At 72.3% G+C, this 16682-nt stretch carries 14 protein-coding genes; 4 read left to right on the plus strand and 10 right to left on the minus strand.

All coding sequences use genetic code 11. The features are described from left to right. The first annotated feature begins 127 nt into the window (after window positions 1-127). On the plus strand, window positions 128-940 hold the full coding sequence (locus ACIPPS_RS13745) for an SDR family NAD(P)-dependent oxidoreductase (protein ID WP_401430614.1): 813 nt from the start codon (window positions 128-130) through the stop codon (window positions 938-940). 45 nt (window positions 941-985) lie between these two features. Here the strand turns inward: ACIPPS_RS13745 and ACIPPS_RS13750 are convergent, their stop codons facing one another. The 4 genes from ACIPPS_RS13750 to ACIPPS_RS13765 all read right to left on the minus strand — a co-directional run bounded on the left by ACIPPS_RS13750 (window position 986) and on the right by ACIPPS_RS13765 (window position 4698). Continuing rightward, the gene (locus ACIPPS_RS13750) at window positions 986-1375 is read right to left on the minus strand and encodes a hypothetical protein (RefSeq protein WP_401430616.1); all 390 of its coding nucleotides are present in this window, start codon (window positions 1373-1375) and stop codon (window positions 986-988) included. 80 nt (window positions 1376-1455) lie between these two features. Further along, on the minus strand, window positions 1456-2619 hold the full coding sequence (locus tag ACIPPS_RS13755) for an alpha-hydroxy-acid oxidizing protein (protein WP_401430618.1): 1164 nt from the start codon (window positions 2617-2619) through the stop codon (window positions 1456-1458). Between the two features lie 395 nt (window positions 2620-3014). Continuing rightward, window positions 3015-4058, minus strand: a complete 1044-nt coding sequence (locus tag ACIPPS_RS13760) for a hypothetical protein (protein WP_401430620.1) — start codon at window positions 4056-4058, stop codon at window positions 3015-3017. 124 nt (window positions 4059-4182) lie between these two features. Next, on the minus strand, window positions 4183-4698 hold the full coding sequence (locus ACIPPS_RS13765; RefSeq protein ID WP_401430622.1) for a hypothetical protein: 516 nt from the start codon (window positions 4696-4698) through the stop codon (window positions 4183-4185). 225 nt (window positions 4699-4923) lie between these two features. Here ACIPPS_RS13765 and ACIPPS_RS13770 point away from each other — a divergent pair, with 225 nt between their 5' ends. Then, window positions 4924-5460, plus strand: coding sequence for a hypothetical protein (locus ACIPPS_RS13770; protein WP_401430624.1), 537 nt, complete (start codon window positions 4924-4926; stop codon window positions 5458-5460). Window positions 5461-5545: 85 nt separating this feature from the next. Here the strand turns inward: ACIPPS_RS13770 and ACIPPS_RS13775 are convergent, their stop codons facing one another. Next, complete coding sequence (locus ACIPPS_RS13775; RefSeq protein ID WP_401430626.1) at window positions 5546-7084, minus strand: SDR family oxidoreductase; 1539 nt, start codon at window positions 7082-7084, stop codon at window positions 5546-5548. A gap of 177 nt (window positions 7085-7261) precedes the next feature. Here ACIPPS_RS13775 and ACIPPS_RS13780 point away from each other — a divergent pair, with 177 nt between their 5' ends. Further along, window positions 7262-8056 carry an SDR family NAD(P)-dependent oxidoreductase gene (locus ACIPPS_RS13780; RefSeq protein WP_401430628.1) on the plus strand — a complete coding sequence of 265 codons (795 nt, stop codon included), beginning with the start codon at window positions 7262-7264 and terminating at the stop codon, window positions 8054-8056. A gap of 17 nt (window positions 8057-8073) precedes the next feature. On the opposite strand, the gene ACIPPS_RS13785 is transcribed toward ACIPPS_RS13780, so the two are convergent. Further along, window positions 8074-10260, minus strand: a complete 2187-nt coding sequence (locus ACIPPS_RS13785) for a sigma-70 family RNA polymerase sigma factor (RefSeq protein ID WP_401430630.1) — start codon at window positions 10258-10260, stop codon at window positions 8074-8076. A 232-nt stretch (window positions 10261-10492) separates the two neighbouring features. Between ACIPPS_RS13785 and ACIPPS_RS13790 the strand changes: the two genes are divergently transcribed. Further along, window positions 10493-11392: a substrate-binding domain-containing protein gene (locus tag ACIPPS_RS13790; protein ID WP_401430632.1), complete on the plus strand. Its 900-nt coding sequence runs from the start codon at window positions 10493-10495 to the stop codon at window positions 11390-11392. Window positions 11393-11434: 42 nt separating this feature from the next. Here the strand turns inward: ACIPPS_RS13790 and ACIPPS_RS13795 are convergent, their stop codons facing one another. The 4 genes from ACIPPS_RS13795 to ACIPPS_RS13810 all read right to left on the minus strand — a co-directional run bounded on the left by ACIPPS_RS13795 (window position 11435) and on the right by ACIPPS_RS13810 (window position 16573). Next, window positions 11435-13042: a glycoside hydrolase family 13 protein gene (locus ACIPPS_RS13795; protein WP_401430634.1), complete on the minus strand. Its 1608-nt coding sequence runs from the start codon at window positions 13040-13042 to the stop codon at window positions 11435-11437. A gap of 114 nt (window positions 13043-13156) precedes the next feature. Continuing rightward, a complete protein-coding gene (locus ACIPPS_RS13800; RefSeq protein WP_401430636.1) occupies window positions 13157-14032 on the minus strand; it encodes a carbohydrate ABC transporter permease in 876 nt (291 codons plus the stop codon). Window positions 14033-14048: 16 nt separating this feature from the next. After that, window positions 14049-15008 (minus strand): carbohydrate ABC transporter permease, encoded by a 960-nt coding sequence (locus ACIPPS_RS13805; protein WP_401430638.1) that lies wholly within the window; start codon window positions 15006-15008, stop codon window positions 14049-14051. Between the two features lie 146 nt (window positions 15009-15154). Continuing rightward, window positions 15155-16573, minus strand: a complete 1419-nt coding sequence (locus ACIPPS_RS13810) for an ABC transporter substrate-binding protein (protein ID WP_401430640.1) — start codon at window positions 16571-16573, stop codon at window positions 15155-15157. Between the last annotated feature and the right edge of the window lie 109 nt (window positions 16574-16682).

Consider the following 16682-nt stretch of genomic DNA (forward strand, 5'->3'; position numbering starts at 1 on the left):
CAGTCCTGAGCGTGCTCACCCCGGAGCAGCAGTCCTGAGCACAGGACCGCGCGCCCGCCCCTTCCCTATGATCGACAAGAAAGCAGGCGACCACTCCTACGACACCTACGACTGAGGCCCGACGACGATGGCGAACCAGCGTGTGTACCTCGTGACCGGCGGCGGAACGGGCATCGGCGCGGCGACGGCCCGGCTGCTGAGCGAGGCGGGCCACCATGTGGTGGTATCCGGCCGCCGCCCCGAGCCGCTGCGGCTCGTCGCGGAGGAGACCGGGGCCCTGGCCGTCCCGTCCGACATCGGCGACCCCGACGCCGTACGCGCCCTCGTCGAGGCGGCGGTCGGCGCGCACGGCCGCCTGGACGGGGTGGTCCTCAACGCCGGGATCGGGCGGGGCGGCGGCGTGGGCGAGGTGACGCCCGACGACTGGGACGCGGTCATGCGGACGAACCTCACCGGCCCGTTCCAGCTGCTGCGCGCCGCGCTCCCGCACCTGCTCGACGCGCGCGGCGCGGTGGTCGCCGTCGCCTCGGTCTCCGCGCTGCGCAACGGTAGGGGCAACGCGGCCTACGCGACCTCCAAGGCGGCGCTCCTCCAGCTCTGCCGGTCGCTCGCGGTGGACTACGGCGACGCCGGGCTGCGCGCCAACACCGTCTGCCCGAGCTGGGTGCGCACGGACATGGCCGACCGCCGGATGAGTCGGTTCGCCGACGAGACGGGTCTCGACGGTGTCGACGCGGCCTACGAGGAGGCCACCCGCGTCCTGCCCGCGGGGCGGCCGGGCGAGCCCCGCGAGGTCGCGGAGGCCGTGGCCTGGCTGCTGTCCCCGGCGTCCTCGTTCGTCAACGGAGCGGTCCTCACGGTCGACGGCGGCGCGACCGCCCTGGACCCCGGCACCCTCGCCTTCGACTACCACCTCACCCCGCGTCCGCCCCTCGCGTGAGTCCGCCGCCGCGCGTGCTGGGGCCTGTTCCTCTTCGTGTCGGCGTCAGAGGAAGCCGACCGTGCCGGGCGGTGCGTAGATGTGGCGGGCCAGGTGCTCGTTGCCGAAGCGGATCGCGGTCGCCCGGCGGTGGTCGGGGTCCTTCTCACGGACGATGCGGCTCTGATGGTCACCGCAGGTGGAGCAGTCGGAGTCCCAGCCGGGCAGCAGGTCGGCGTGGTGTTCGGCCAGGTGCTCGCCGAGGGCCATCTGGGTCGTGAGGGTGCTGTCGAAGGGGTCCCAGTCGACGCCTCGCTCGCCGGTCAGGCGCAGTTCGGCGATCTCCTCGCCGACCTGGCGCATCGTCCGGTAGAGGGTGACGCATCGCGCGCAGGCCCACATCCACGCGGGCGGAAGCGGCCACTGGTGCTCGGGGTTCGTCTCGTCCGGGCTCATGAACGGCACGGTAGTTCGCCGTGCGGCGCCTGTGCGGGCGGGCCGACGTCATTCACCCGCCCGTGGACGGACCCGTCACCTCACCCGACGCGACGCAGCGCCCGCGGGGTCAGGTCCGCGAGGGTGGGGTACCCGTCGACCGCCATCAGCAGGTCCGCCTCGGCGAGCAGGGAGCGCAGGACGTGCACCAGCCCGTCGACGCCGCCGAGGGCGAGGCCGTAGGCGTACGGGCGTCCCACGGCGACCGCGGTCGCGCCGAGGGCGAGCGCCTTGACGACGTCCGTACCGCTCCGTATCCCCGAGTCGAAGATCACGGGCAGTCCGTCGGCCGCCTCGACGACCTCCGGCAGCGCGTCCAGCGCGGCCAGACCGCCGTTGGCCTGCCGACCGCCGTGGTTGGAGCAGTAGACGCCGTCCACGCCCCCGTCCTTGGCGCGGCGGACGTCCTCGGGGTGACAGAGGCCCTTCACGATCAGCGGGAGCGAGGTCAGCGACCTCAGCCAGGGCAGGTCGTCCCACGTCAGCGGGTTGCCGAAGACGCCCGCCCAGTGCAGGACCGCCGCGCCGGCGTTCTGCTCGGGCGGCTGGGCGAGGGCGGCGCGGAAGACCGGGTCGCTGGTGTAGTTCGCCAGGCAGGCCCCCCTGAGCTGGGGGAAGTTGCTCGTCGAGAGGTCCCTCGGGCGCCACCCGGTCACCCAGGTGTCGAGCGTGACGACGATGCCCCGGAACCCGGCCTTCTCGGCGCGCTCCACCAGGCTCGCGGCGAGGTCCCGGTCCGTGGGGGTGTAGAGCTGGAAGAACCCGGGGGTCGAGCCGAACTCCGCGGCGACCTCCTCCAGCGGGTCCGCCGAGAGCGTCGAGGCGATCATCGGCACTCCGGTGGCCGCGGCGGCCCGCGCGGCGGCCAGGTCGCCGTGCCCGTCCTGCGCGCACAGGCCGAGGACCCCGATCGGCGCCATCATCAGCGGCGAGGGCAGCGTCAGCCCGAACAGGGAGACCGACAGGTCGCGCTCATCGGCCCCCACGAACATCCGGGGTATCACGCCGTGCCGGGCGAACGCGGCGACGTTCTCCCGCTGCGTGTGCTCGTCCCCGGCGCCGCCCGCCACGTACGACCACACCGACGGGGACATCGCCGCGCGGGCCCGCTCCTCCCAGCCGTCGAACGCCATCGGGAACCGCGGCAGGACCCCGGCCAGCCCGTTGAGGTAGATCTCGTTCTGGTACTCGCCGAACGCGCCCACGCCGTGCTCCCCTACGTCTTCGAACTGCCGGTTCCGCGTCACGGGAAAAGTACCCGCGCCGGCCGGCCGGACGCCACGAGCGCGGGCGAGGGACCGCGGGAGCGGAGCAGGACGCGGAGTACCGCGGCGACCGGATCGGCGCGGGGTGGAACGGCTTCACCCTGCTCGTCGGCGCCGGGGACGTCACCGCCGACGGCCGCCCCGACCTGATCGCCTACGGCCCGAGCGGTACGTACGTCTACCGCTCGACGGGCTCGACGACGGCGCCGTTCAGCCGGCAGACGACCACTCTGTACGCGGGCGAGGACGGCAGGTTCACCACCGTCGTCTGAGGCTGGTCCGTACGGGGCACGGGGCCGCCGGCCGGCGCGGGAACGTCGGCCGGCGGCCCCTGGTCAGCACCAGCGGGTGTGTCGGCAGAGGCCACCGGCGCCCCCGCCCGAACCGCCCGAGGAGCCGCCCGAGCCGTCCAGGTCGCTCGGGCGGCCGTCCGGGAAGAGGCGGGTGCGGTCGCGGTCGCCCGGGTACGGGTCGAGGTAGTCCGGGTCGCCATCGTCGTCGCGGTCCGGCAGGGAGGCGTCCCTGCCCCGGTCGGGCGCGGGGCACCCGTTGCCGGGCGAGGACAGCGAGAGGGTCACCGTCCAGACCTCGTCCGTGACGGGTTCGCCCTCCGTCGGGTCCTGCCGGCAGACGCGCCAGTCGTCGTACTCGCCCTCCGCGGGCAGCACGTCGTTGCGGTACGCGGCCTCGGCACGCAGCCGCTTCTCGGGCACGCCGGCGGCGACCACCTTCGGCACGGCCGTGCGCCAGGTCGTCCGGACGACCTCGGGCATCACGGGCCACGGCACCCCCGTGCCCTCGCTCGCGGGGCACGGTTCCGCGCGGCGGACGACGGCGAAGTCGACGGTCGGCTCCTCCGGGCTGCCGCCCACATCCTGGAAGCACACCTTCCACAGCGAACGCGCCGTCACCTCCCGCCGCTGGTCCGAGGCGTCGTGATAGGTGACCGTGAATCCCTTCCTCCGTGACCGGGGGAAGGCCACGTCCAGCGAGTCGCCGGTGAAGTCGGGCACGGCCGGCATCGTGGCCGGGGGCGTCGTCCGCGAGGCGCCCGGGAACGACGTCGGCCGGACGGCCGGCTCGGCGTCCGCCGGACCTGACGCCCGGACGGGGTCGGCGGCAGGCTGCGGCTGCTCCGGGAGCACGGCCCCGAAGAGCGCCATCGCCACGACCGTGGCCACGACCCGGCCCGCCTTCGGCCAGGGGCCGCGCCACCACAGCAGCACCAGGGCGACCAGGAGCATCACGGCGCCGAGCCGGTCGTTCACCAGCCCGAGCAGGGGCACCGCGACGACCGCGACGACCCGCGCGGCTCCGGTCTGCCACCAGCGAGGCGGTGCGGCGGAGGTGGGCGGCGCGGGGTGGCGGGGGCCGGACATGGTGGCGCATCCATTCATACGTACGAAGATCGTTCGCGCGCATCGTACGCGGAGCCCGGACGCGGTCGAGCCCGGAAGCCGTCGAGCCCGGAAGCCCTCAAGCCGTCACGCCATCACGCGGCCGTCAAGCCGCCCGGCAGAGCGCATCCGCGTCGGCGGCGACCGGGACACGATGCACGGGCACGGACACGGCCGCCCGCGCGCCGCCCGCTGCCGAGCGGCTCCGCGCGAAGACGACAAGGCGCAGGACCACGAACCGCGCGGCGCCGGCGAGCCCGGAGGCGGACAGATAGACGACCTGCTCGAGTACCGCACAGGGCGCGGCCACCAGCAGCTGCAGGACGAGCATCGCCCCGCAGGTCACCGCGTACGCGGCCGCCGCCGACCCGCCCGACTGCACGTGCTGCCGCCAGGTCGCGCGCCCGCCCGCACCGAAGGTGAAGCGGGCGTGCAGCTCGGTCGCGAGGAGCGTGGAGACGACGGTGATCAGCGCGTTGGCCAGGGCCCAGGGGACCCAGGCGGCCAGCGCCGCCACGGCGAAACTGGAGGCGACGCCCACACCCCCGCCGCAGAGCACGAAGCGAGCGAAGGCGCCGAAGGCGCCGGGTGCGGCCTCCCCCCGGCTCTGCACTGCCTCCATGATCCACCCCTTCGCCCACCCACCCCGCCCTGAATGACACCATGATGGCACACGCATGGCGCCATAGCGAGGCATTATTGGCACCACTCGCGCCGCAGCTGGCGCCAGAGTGGTCGCCCGTCCGTGGCCTGCCTCGGAATTCACCGGACCCCCGCCCGAGCGGCGGTCTACCGTGGGCATGCCGCGCCCCCTCTGCCGCGGTCACCTCACCAGAGGAGGAAGCCTGTGCCGTCCCCCTGCGACCCCGAGTACGCGCCCGCCGGCGACGTGGGCGCCGCGCTCATGGTGATCGACTCCCGGCTCAAGGCCGTCTATGACGGCAGCACCGGGACCGACCCCGAACAGCGCCGGCTGGTCGAGCAGTACGCCGCCTCCCTGGGGCCCGAGGGCGGCCAGGACCTGCTCGACGGCGCGTGCACGCTCATCTACATGTTCATGCGGTGGTTGCGGATGGCCTGCGAGGACCACGGCAAGGACGTCATCGCGTCCGTGGTGCCCGACCTCGTGGCCTCGTTGCGCATGATGCGCCGGAGCGTTCCGCCCGAGGCGATCCCCACCATGGTCGGCCTGGTCGTCGCGGCCGGTACCGGGCTGAGCCCGAGCCTCTGGCGGCAGCAGTACGGCGACTGGACCGACGCGGAGATGAACCCGCTGGAAGCGACCGCCTTCCTGCTGGCCGAGCGGATCAACCGGATCACCGACGACCGCGCGTTCGCCACCACGATGGTCGGCCGAGCCCTCTCCAGCGCCGAGCAGGGCTGACGCGCCGGCGGCGGCAAACGCCTCGGTGCCGCCGGGCGCCTCAGCCCCGTCGGCGGTTGAGGACCCGGCTGGGCCGGGTGTCCGGTCATGGCACCCTCGCCTGCCCGCTCCCCGCCCCCTTCCGCGCGGAGTCCTCCGCGGCGCGCGCGATCCGGCGGGCCATGCCGCCGAAGACGATGGCGTGGAAGGGGGCGACGCTCCACCAGTAGAGGTGCCCGGCCAGCCCCCGGGGGTGGAACATGGCCCGCTGGCGGTACCGCGACCGTCCGTCGCCGTCGTCCTCCACGCGCATCTCCAGCCAGGCGAGGCCGGGCAGTCGCATCTCGGCCCGGAGCCTGAGCAGCCTTCCCCGTTCGATCTCCTCCACGCGCCAGAAGTCCAGGGCGTCGCCCACCCGCAGGTGGGCCGCGTCACGGCGGCCCCGGCGCAGGCCGACCCCGCCGACGAGGCGGTCGAACCAGCCGCGCAGGGCCCAGGCGAGCGGGAAGGAGTACCAGCCGTTCTCGCCGCCGATGCCCTCGACCACCCGCCACAGGTCCTCGGAGCCGGCGCCTACGTCCCGCTCCCGCTCGTCGGTGTAGAGGCTGCCACCGGCCCAGTCGGGGTCGGTCGGCAGCGGGTCGCTCGGCGCGCCCGGCAGCGCGGCGGACGACCAGCGCGTGACGACCTGGGCGTCCCGTACCCGGCGCAGGGCGAGGGCGAGGGCCTGGTCGAAGGGGAGCGGCGAGCCCGGCGGGTCGGGCACGTGGCGGGCGATGTCGTGTTCGCCGCACACGACCTCGTACCGCAGCGACTCGGCCAGGGGCCGCGCGAGAGCGGCGGGGACCGGGGTGACCAGGCCGATCCACTGGCTGGAGAGGCCCGGGGTGAGCATCGGGACGGGCAGGATCAGCCGGTGCGGCAGCCGGGCGACCTCGGCGTAACGCTCCATCATCTGCCGGTACGTGAGGATGTCGGGGCCGCCGACGTCGAAGGTCCGGTTGACGCCCTGGGGCATGCGGGCGCTGCCGACGAGATAGCGCAGGACGTCCCGGACCGCGACGGGCTGGACCCGGGTGCCGACCCAACTGGGCGTCACCATGACCGGGAGGCGCTCGGTGAGGTAGCGGAGCATCTCGAACGACGCCGAGCCGGAGCCGATCACGACGGCGGCGCGCAGCACGGTGGTGGGGACGCCGGAGTCGAGCAGGATCCGGCCGACCTCGGCGCGCGAGCGCAGGTGCGGGGAGAGCTCCTCCTCCTGGAGGTTCGCGGGGGTGAGGCCGCCGAGGTACACGATCCGACGGACCCCGGCGGCCTCGGCCTCCGCGGCGAAGGTCCGGGCGGCGAGGCGGTCCTTCTCCTCGAAGTCCCGCCCGGAGCTCATCGAGTGCACCAGGTAGTACGCGACCTGGACGTCGCGCAGGGCGGGGCGCAGGCTGTCGGCGTCGGTGACGTCGGCCTTGACCACCTCCACGCGATCCGCCCACGGGTAGTCGCGGAGGTTGGAGGGGGTCCGGGCCAGACAGCGCACGGCGTACCCGGCGTCGAGGAGTTCGGGCACGAGCCGTCCTCCGATGTAGCCACCGGGTCCGGTGACCAGACACCGTTCGCCGGTGGACTCGTTCTCTGCGGGCGTCGCCATGGGCGCTCACTCCCCTTTCGGCCGGAGGGACGCTACGTATCGGATGTCGCCCGCCGCGAGCGGCGTGGCGCCTCCTCAGTACCGTTCCCACTCGGACGGAGTCACTCCAGGGGGCCGACCGGAGGTCCCGCGGAGTGCCGCTGTTGCGGGGCGCCCGAACGGGGAAGGCACCCTTCCATGCATATCGATCTGACGGGACGTACCGCGCTGGTCACCGGTTCCACGCAGGGGATCGGCGCCGCCGTCGCCACCGGCCTCGCCCGGGCCGGGGCGCGGGTGGGGATCAACGGGCGGACGCAGGAGCGGGTGGACCGGGCCGTCGCGGAGCTGCGGCGCGAGGTGCCGGACGCGGATCTGGTGCCCGTCGTCGCCGACGTCGCGGGCGAGGAAGGGGCGGACCGGGTCGCGCAGGCGCTGCCGCGGGTGGACGTGCTCGTCAACAACCTCGGGATCTTCGAGACCGCCGAGCCGCTGGACATCGCCGACGACGAGTGGCGCCGCTACTTCGAGGTGAACGTGCTCGCGGGCGTGCGGCTGATCCGCCGGTACCTTCCCGGGATGATGGAGCGGGGCTGGGGGCGGATCCAGAACATCGCCAGCGACTCGGCCGTGGTCGTCCCTGCCGAGATGATCCACTACGGCATGACCAAGACGGCGCTCCTCTCCGTCACGCGCGGCTTCGCCAAGCGGGCCGCCGGGAGCGGAGTCACCGTCAACTCGGTCATCGCCGGCCCCACCCACACCGGCGGCGTCGAGGACTTCGTCTACGAGCTGGTCGACCGCGACCTGCCGTGGGACGAGGCCCAGCGCGCCTTCATGCGGGAGCACCGGCCGCAGTCGTTGCTCCAGCGACTGATCGAGCCGGAGGAGATCGCCGCCATGGTCGTCTACCTCGCCTCCGACCAGGCCTCCGCGACGACCGGCGGCGCGCTGCGGGTGGACGGCGGGTACGTGGACTCGATCCTTCCGTAGGGGGTGGGAGGCCGTCGTCAGCGGGCGCCGAAGACCTGGGTCCAGTAGGGCCCGCCCTCGTCGTGGACGCCGATCCCGATCTCCTTGAAGGAGCAGTTGAGGATGTTCGCGCGGTGGCCGGGGCTGTTCATCCAGGCCTCCATCACCTGCTCCGCGCCGCTCTGCCCCTTCGCGATGTTCTCGCCGTACGTCGACCAGGGGTAGCCGGTGGCGGTGACGCGCTCGCCCGGGCCCGCGCCGTCGGGGTTGGTGTGGTCGAAGTAGTCCCGCGCGGCCATGTCGTCGGAGTGGCCCTGCGCCGCCCTGGTCAGCTGTGAGTTGATCGTCAGCGGGCCACATCCCGCCTTGGCCCGCTCGGCGTTGACCAGGCTGACCACCTGGTCGGCGACGGAGTCCGAGCGGGATCCGCCCTGCGAGCCGGAACCCGCGTCCGAGCCGGTGTCCGCCCCCGCGCCGGAGCCGGAGCCGGACCCGGAACCGGAACCGGAGTTGCCGGTCGGCCTGGGCTTCGGCTGGGGCTTGGCGGCGGGCGACGAGGTCCTGGGGGCGGCCGGCTTCGACGGCGTTGCCTTCGCGGTGCGGCTCGGCCGCGTGGACGGGGTCGCCGTGGCACCGGCCGCTGTCGACGCCGAGGCCGAGGGGGTCTCCAGGAGGGCGGTCGGCTCCTGACCGAAGGGCAGGTCCGGCCCGGGAGCGGCGGCACGGTTGGCGTCCAGCGCGTCCCCGTCCCCGTCGGGCCCGGTGTTCAGGTAGAAGGCCCCACCGGTCACCGCCACGACCGCCATGCCGGCCGCGACGACGGCCCTGCGGCGGCCACGCCGCTGCTCCTGCTCGCGACGCCGGCGCGCACCGCGTGAACCACGGGCCCCGGCCGGGCTTGCCGCGCGCTGCGGCGCGCTCGTCCCGTACGGCTCGCCCGTCCCGTGCGGTGCGTGGAACTCGTACGGTGCGGGGATCTCGTAGGGTTCCGGGCTCGCGTAGTGTTCCGGGCTCGCGTAGGGCACGGGGGGCTCGTACGCCGCCGAACTCTCGTACGGTGCCGGGCTCTCGTACGGTGCCGGGCTCGCGTACGGTTCGGGCGCCCGCATGCCGTACGGCGCCGTCGTCTCATAGGGCGTGGACGTCCCGTACGGTGCCGCGCCGTCGTACGGCATCGGTATCTCGCCCACCCCCTGCGCCTGGTACGCCTCGTACACGCCCGGCGCCTGGTACGCCTCGTACACGCCCTGCGCCTGGTACGCCTCGTACACGCCCGGCCGCTCGTACGCCTCGTACACGCCCGGCGTCTCGTACGCCCCGAAGTCACCCGTCGTCCCGTACGGCTCCCATGCCCCGTAGGCCGGATCGGCGCCGTACTGCTGCGTCGGGTATTCCGCCGTCGCGGTCGCGGTCGCGGTCGCGGTGAGTCCGAGACCGGCTCCCTCCCGGACCGCGGTGAGCAGCATCGCCGACGGGGGCACCAGGAGCAGTCCGGCCAGGAGCCCCTCCGCCGGGACGAGGTTGCTCCACAGGCCGCCGCAGTGCGCGCAGTCGCGGGCGTGGCGGGCTATGCGCTTGCGCCACAGGGCGGAGGGGCGGCCGTCCCAGGTGCCGAGCCCGGACCGGAGGGTGGGGCAGAGCGGGTTCTCCGCCAGGGCCCGGACGACGACGCGCGCGGTGTCGAGCTGGGCCTTCATACGCTGCACCCGGACCGCGGTGTGCTCCGGGGAGAGTTCGAGGGCCGCCGCCACCTCGTACCGGGTCAACTCCCCGGCGCACTCCAGCCACCACAGCGACAGGAGTGCGCTGTCGTCCGGTTCCATCCAGCGGGTGGCCTCGGCGGTCTCGCGCCGCTGACCGGACAGGTGGAGCCTGACGACGGTCATGTCCACGAAGTCCCCGCCGGGGTGGGCGAGGTCGCGCGCGTCGTCGAGGGCGCCCGGACGGGGGCCGTACTGCTGTCGGTGCCAGTGGCCGCGGATCCCGTTCATGGTGATGGCGACGAGCCAGGAGCGGAAACTGTCCGGCGCGCGCAGTCCCGCGAGCCCGTCCAGCGTGCGCAGCATCGTCTCCTGCACGACGTCGTCGACGTCCTGGTGGCCGTTCATGGCCCGGCCCACGATGTTGTAGACGAGGGGCAGGTAGGCGGCGATGAGCTGGTCCTGCGCCCACGGGTCCCCGCTCTGCGCCGCCCTCACGAGCTCCGTGCCGTGCTGCGTACCCATGCCCTGATTCACTCTGCCCATCCCGCCTGTTGTCGATGCCCAGCGGTTGGGAGACCGCTGGACGTGCCCCGGATAACGGAAATCGACGAAATTCACGGCCGCGTCCTCGGCACGGACCGACGACCGTACCGTGGTCGGAAACTTGCGCATGATCAGCAGCTTTCTGCACCCAGATGCATCATGATTGCGGTGGACCGTAGATCGGACTCGCCGCCCACGCAAGGACTCCCCCATGACCCTCCCCGGACCGCGTCTCCGGCCGCTCCGCGCGACCGCGATGACGCGTCCCCGGCCCACCGGCCCCCGGCTGATCGGGCTCGTCACGCCCGACCTGCAGAACGCGGTCTTCCCGGCGATCACGGAGGCCGTCGGTTCCGAACTGACCCGGCGGGGCTTCACGCCCGTCCTGTGCGCGCAGTCACGGGGCGGGAGCTCCGAACCCGGCTTCGTGCGCTTCCTACTGGAACAGCGGTTCTCGGGCATCGTCTTCGCCGGCGGGCACTACGCCTTCACCGACGCGCGGCACGACCACTACCGTCCTCTCGCCCAACTCAGCTTTCCCGTGGTGCTGTTCAACGCCGGGGTCCCCGAGCTGCCCTTTCCCCGGGTGGTCTGCGGCGACGAGACCGCGACCGAGCTCGGGTGGCGGCACCTGACCTCGCTCGGCCACGAGCGGATCGGGCTGATCCTCGGCCCGCGCAGCCACCTGCCGTCCGAACGCAAGGCGGTCAGGGCCCGGGAGCTCGGGGCGGACCCGTCCCGGGTCGTGCGGACCTCGTTCTCGCTGGAGGCGGGCCAGGCCGCCGCGGGACCCCTGCTCCGGGACGGGGTCACGGCGGTGCTCTGCGCGAGCGATCCCCTCGCCCTGGGCGTCATCCGTGCCGCCCGCCGCCATGGGCGGCATGTTCCGCACGACGTGTCGGTGGTGGGGTACGACGACTCCCCGTACATGAAGTGCACCAGCCCGCCGCTGACCACCCTCCGTCAGCCGATCGAGGCCATGGCGTTGAGCGCCGTGGACCTGCTCTGCGCGCAGATGGAGTCGCCGTCGGCCCGTGCGGACGAGATCGTGATCGACCCCGAGCTGATCGTCAGGGCGTCGACCGACCGGCCCCGCGCCGCCCGTATCTGACGGACGTCGCGGGGCCGGTCGGTCGGCGACCGTGCGGCGCGGTCAGGAGCGCAGCCACACCGCCGTGTCCTGGGGCAGCCGCCCCTCGGCGTCGAGCGGCCCGCTGGCGAGCAGGATCCGCTCGTGCGGGGGCAGGACGGCGGGCGTGCGCGCGAGGTTGACGACGCACACGAGGCCGCCGGTGCGGGCGAAGGCGAGTACGCCGTCCTCCTCGGTCGACAGCCAGGTCAGGGGGCCGTCGCCGAAGCCGTCCTCGGTACGGCGCAGCGCCAGGGCCGTCCGGTAGAGCGCGAGCATCGACTCCGGGTCCGCCTGCTGGCGGTCCACGGCGTAGCGCGCCCAGTCCCGGGGCTGGGGCAGCCACGGCTCGGACGCCGAACCGAAGCCGTACCAGGGCGCGTCCGCGCTCCACGGCAGCGGCACCCGGCAGCCGTCGCGCCCGGGGTCGACGCCCTCGGAGCGGGCGTGCATGGGGTCCTGGATGCGGTCGAGCGGGATGTCGGCCTCGGGGAGGCCGAGTTCCTCGCCCTGGTACACGTACACCGATCCGGGCAGGGCGAGGGTGAGCAGGGCGGCGGCGCGCGCCCGCCGGGTTCCGAGGTCCAGGTCGGTGGGGGTGCCGAAGGCCTTCGTCGCGAAGTCGAAGCCGGTGTCCGCGCGTCCGTAACGGGTGGCGGTGCGGGTGACGTCGTGGTTGCAGAGGACCCAGGTCGCGGGGGCGCCGACGGGGGCGTGCTCGGCCAGGGTGTCGTCGATGGTGCGGCGCAGCCGGTCCGCCTCCCAGGGGCAGGAGAGGAGGTTGAAGTTGAAGGCGGTGTGCAGTTCGTCGGGGCGCAGGTAGCGGGCGAAGCGCTCGGAGTCCGGGAGCCAGACCTCGCCGACGAAGACGCCCTGGTAGGTGTCGGCGATGGCGCGCCAGGACCGGTAGATGTCGTGGAGTTCGTCCTGGTCGATGTACGGGTGGGGGTCGACGCCCTCGACGAAGTCGGCGAGCGCCGGGTCCTTGGCGAGCAGGGCCGCGGAGTCGATGCGTACGCCGGCGACTCCGCGCTCGAACCAGAAGCGCAGGACGTCCTCGTGCTCGCGGCGGACCGCCGGGTGGGCCCAGTTGAGGTCCGGCTGCTCGGGGGTGAAGAGGTGGAGGTACCACTCGCCGTCCTCGACCCGGGTCCAGGTGCGGCCCGAGAACTGCGAGGGCCAGTTGTTGGGCGGGAGTTCGCCGTTCTCGCCGCGGCCGGGGCGGAAGTGGAACAGCTCGCGCTCGGGGCTGCCCGGGCCGGCCGCCAGTGCCGCGCGGAACCAGGCGTGCTGGTCGGAGACGTGGTTGGGGACGATGTCGACGATCACGCGGATGCCGAGTCCGCGGGCCTCCGCGATCAGTTTCTCGGCCTCGGCGAGGGTGCCGAAGGCGGGGTCGATGGTGCGGTAGTCGGCGACGTCGTACCCGCCGTCCACCAGCGGGGAGAGGTACCAGGGGGTGAACCAGACGGCGTCGACGCCCAGTTCCGCGAGGTAGGGCAGTCTCGCCCGGACGCCCGCGAGGTCCCCGGTGCCGTCACCGTCGCCGTCGGCGAAGCTACGTGGGTACACCTGGTAGATGACGGCGTCGCGCCACCAGTCGTCGGTGCGCTGCGAGTGAGGGGCTGCCACGTGACGGTCCTTTCGGGCAGGTCGGGGTTCTTCGTCGCCGGCCCGGTGTGCTGCGGGGCATGTGGACGGGCCGGCGACGAAGGTCTGGGGGTGCACAGGCGGAGACGGGCGCGATCAGCCCTTGAGTCCGCCGGCGGTGAGTCCGCTCATGATGTTGCGCTGGAAGACCAGGAAGATGATCAGCGTCGGCACGGAGGCGATGGTGAGCGCGGCGATGAGCACGTTCACGGGGACGCCGTTGGAGAGGGAGTAGATGCCGACGTTGAGCGTCTGCATGGCGGGGTCGGGGAGCGTGAGCATCGGCCAGAGGAAGTCCTTCCAGACGCCCACGACGGCGAAGATCGACACCACGCCCAGGATCGGCCGCGAGATGGGCAGCACGATCGACCACAGGATCCGGGTCGGGGACGCGCCGTCCATCGAGGCGGCGTCGAGGAGCTCCCTCGGGATCGAGTCGAAGAACCGCTTCAGCAGGAAGATGTTGAAGGCGTTGGTCACGGACGGGAGCCAGATCGCCCACGGTGTGTTCAGCAGGTTGCGCTCGATGACGGGCACGTCCAGGACCGTGAGGTACTGCGGGACGACGAGGACGGTCGCCGGGATCATCAGGGTCGCCAGCATCAGGCCGAGGATCGCCTTGCCGAGGACGGGCCGCAGCTTGGAGAGCGAGTAGGCGGCGGCCACGTCGAAGACGAGCTGGAAGGCGAGCGCGCCGAACGCGTAGTAGAGGGTGTTGAAGAGCAGGGTGGCGAGGTCCATGACCTCCCAGGCCCGGGTGTAGTTCTCCGGCGCGAGCGACCCGGGTACGAGGGTCGGCGGCGTCTGGATCACCTCCTGGGCGTCCTTGAGGCCGCTCGACACCAGCCAGTACAGGGGGCCGAGGAACGCCAGGGTGAAGCCGCCGACGACCACGGCGAAGACGGTCCAGTACAGGACCTTGGCGCGGGGTCGGGCGAGCTGCGCCGGCGAGATGAGTGTGCGTGTGGACATCCTGGTCTCCCCGGTCCTACTCGTCCTCGGCGCGGCTGAGCTTCACGTACGCGGCCGAGAATCCGGCCAGGAGTACGAGCAGGAGCAGGCCGAGCGCCGCCGCGGCACCGTAGTTGTTGAAGTTGAAGGCGTACTGGTAGATGAGGTAGACGACGGTCGTGGTGGAGCCCTCCGGGCCGGCGCCGCCGGTGAGCAGGAAGGGTTCGACGAAGACCTGCATGGTCGCGATGATCTGCATGAGCAGCATCAGCGAGAGGATCAGGCGTGTCTGCGGGATGGTGACGTGCCAGATCTTGCGGAGCAGTCCGGCGCCGTCCAGCTCGGCCGCCTCGTAGAGCTCGCCGGGGATGGACTGGAGCGCGGCGAGGTAGATGAGGGCCGCGCCGCCCATGTTCATCCAGGTCGAGGCGATGACGACGGAGAGCATCGAGAGGTCGGGGTCCTGGAGCCACTGCTGTTCGGGCAGACCGACCGAGGTGAAGAGCTCGTTGAGCAGCCCGTAGCCGGGGTCGTACAGGTACTTGAAGAGGAGGACGGAGGCGACCGGCGGGAGCATCACCGGCAGGTAGACGAGCAGCCGGAGATACCCCTGGCCGTGGTGGAACTCGTTGATGACGACCGCGACGACGAAGGGGACGGCGAAGCCGAAGACCAGGGCGAGGGCGGTGAACAGGAGCGTGTTGCGCCACGCCTGCCAGAAGGCCGGGTCGTTGAGGACGGTGGTGAGGTTGTCGAAGCCGACCCAGGTGGTCACGCCGCTCTCGGTCTTCTGGAAGGCCAGGAAGAACTCCCTGACCATCGGGTACCAGGAGAAGACCGCGAAGCAGAGGACCGCGCCGATGAGGAACCCGTGGGCGGTGAGGTTGCGCCGCAGGCTCTTCGCGAACCGCCCGCCGGGGGGCGCGTGGTCCGCCTCGTGCGGCGGGGAGTGGCGGGGGGATCCCGCCTTGCTCGGGGTGAGGCTGGGGGCCGACATCGTCGCTCCTTGGTGCTGGTCTGCCGGGTTGTTCGGGTCTCGGGTCCGCCGGTGCGGCGGGGTGGCGGTGTGACGTCGGCGTCCTGTGGACGGTCGAGGTCCCGGGCGGGGGCGGCACCGCGGGCCGCCCCTGCCCGGGTTCGGCGTCACTGGTTGGCGAGGACCTGGTTGACCTGCGTCTCGGCGGTGGCGAGCAGCTTGTCTATGTCGGCGTCCTTGTTGGTGAGGATGCCGGACATCACGTTGTCCAGGACCTTGTAGACCTCCTGGGCCTTCGGCGGCTCGGCCTTGCCCGCGACCGGGTTGTCCATGAAGGACTTGAAGTTGGCGACCGGCATGGTGGCGTGCTCCACGCGGGCGGCGTCGTCCTTGGTCTTGGAGTCGTTCAGCCAGAAGTTGGGCTGCGGGACGCCGACCGGCAGGCCGTCCCGCTTGGTGCGGTCCCACGCGAACTGGCCCTTGCCGACGCTGAGGTTCTTGTAGTTCAGCCAGGCGATCGCGGCCTTGATCTTGTCGGGGGAGATCCCCTTCTTGATCATGTAGGCGTTGCCGCCGGCCAGGGTGGCCTTCTCGCCGGGGATCGGCCCCATGCCGAAGTTCTCGTACTTCGCGCCGAGTTGCTGGACCATGTACGCGATGTCGTCGGGCGCGGCGAGGAACATGCCGAGCTTGTCGGTCGCGATCTGCTTCTGCAGGTCGCCCCACTGGAGCAGCTGGGTCTTGCCCATGCTGTCGTCCTCCCAGCGCATGGCGTGGAGGTTCTTCGCGACCTGCTTGCCGAGCTCGTTGTTGAAGGCGGCCTTCTTGCCGCTCGCGTCGACGACGTCGCCGCCCACGCTGTACATCTGCGCGGTGAAGTGCCAGCCGCCGGTGTTGCCCGCGCTGTACTCGCCGAAGCCCGCGGTGCCGTTGCCGAGACCGGCGATCTTCTTCGCGGCGGCGCGGACCTCGTCCCAGGTGCGCGGCGGGGCGTCGGGGTCGAGGCCGGCCTGCGTGAACAGCTTGCGGTTGATGAGCAGGCCCATCGTGTAGTTGCTGGTGGGCAGGCCGTACAGCTTGTCGTCCTGCTTGAGGAAGGCGAGGACGTTCGGGTCGATGTCCTTCAGGAGCGGGACGCTCTTGTCGTTGACGTACGCGGTGATGTCGGCGGCGCCGTCGTTGTCCAGGACCTGCGGCAGGTCGGTGAAGTAGGTGTAGAAGACGTCCGGCTGCGACTTGGCCTTGAGCATCGCGGTGAAGCGGGGCGGTTCGAGGCACTGGCCCGCGGTCGAGCGGCCCTCGATCGTGACGTTGGGGTACGTCTTGTTGAAGGTGGCGATGTCCTCCTTCCACTCCTTGAGCTCGGCCGCCTTCGCCGTCGGGGGCATGCAGTCGATCGTGAGCGTCACCTTGGTCTTCGGGTCCAGCGGCGTCGTCGGATCGGAGGATCCGTTCTGCTGGGTCCCGTCGCCGTTGCTGTCGTTGCTGCTGCTCGTGCCGCAGGCGGCGAGCGCGGTCAGCGTGAGCGCGGAGACGAGGGTGACCGCGCTGGCGCGGCGCGTACGGCGGAACCGGGCACTTCTCATGGGTGGTCCCCTTCGGGCATGAACGTGGAGGTCGCCCCACCGCCGGTGCGTTTGTGGGGCGCGCCACACTCAACCACCCCCAACAAGTGAACGCAAGATATCGCGCTGA

The organism is Streptomyces sp. NPDC090127 (assembly GCF_044746945.1).
Classification (GTDB): domain Bacteria; phylum Actinomycetota; class Actinomycetes; order Streptomycetales; family Streptomycetaceae; genus Streptomyces.

Excerpts from the sequence above, each read along its gene's own strand:
- ACIPPS_RS13745 (WP_401430614.1), top strand. The coding sequence starts at position 128 with ATGGCGAACCAGCGTGTGTACCTCGTGACCGGCGGCGGAACGGGCATC.
- ACIPPS_RS13750 (WP_401430616.1), bottom strand. The coding sequence starts at position 1,375 with ATGAGCCCGGACGAGACGAACCCCGAGCACCAGTGGCCGCTTCCGCCC.
- ACIPPS_RS13760 (WP_401430620.1), bottom strand. The coding sequence starts at position 4,058 with ATGTCCGGCCCCCGCCACCCCGCGCCGCCCACCTCCGCCGCACCGCCT.
- ACIPPS_RS13765 (WP_401430622.1), bottom strand. The coding sequence starts at position 4,698 with ATGGAGGCAGTGCAGAGCCGGGGGGAGGCCGCACCCGGCGCCTTCGGC.
- ACIPPS_RS13775 (WP_401430626.1), bottom strand. The coding sequence starts at position 7,084 with ATGGCGACGCCCGCAGAGAACGAGTCCACCGGCGAACGGTGTCTGGTC.
- ACIPPS_RS13780 (WP_401430628.1), top strand. The coding sequence starts at position 7,262 with ATGCATATCGATCTGACGGGACGTACCGCGCTGGTCACCGGTTCCACG.
- ACIPPS_RS13785 (WP_401430630.1), bottom strand. The coding sequence starts at position 10,260 with ATGGGTACGCAGCACGGCACGGAGCTCGTGAGGGCGGCGCAGAGCGGG.
- ACIPPS_RS13790 (WP_401430632.1), top strand. The coding sequence starts at position 10,493 with ATGACCCTCCCCGGACCGCGTCTCCGGCCGCTCCGCGCGACCGCGATG.
- ACIPPS_RS13800 (WP_401430636.1), bottom strand. The coding sequence starts at position 14,032 with ATGTCCACACGCACACTCATCTCGCCGGCGCAGCTCGCCCGACCCCGC.
- ACIPPS_RS13805 (WP_401430638.1), bottom strand. The coding sequence starts at position 15,008 with ATGTCGGCCCCCAGCCTCACCCCGAGCAAGGCGGGATCCCCCCGCCAC.
- ACIPPS_RS13810 (WP_401430640.1), bottom strand. The coding sequence starts at position 16,573 with ATGAGAAGTGCCCGGTTCCGCCGTACGCGCCGCGCCAGCGCGGTCACC.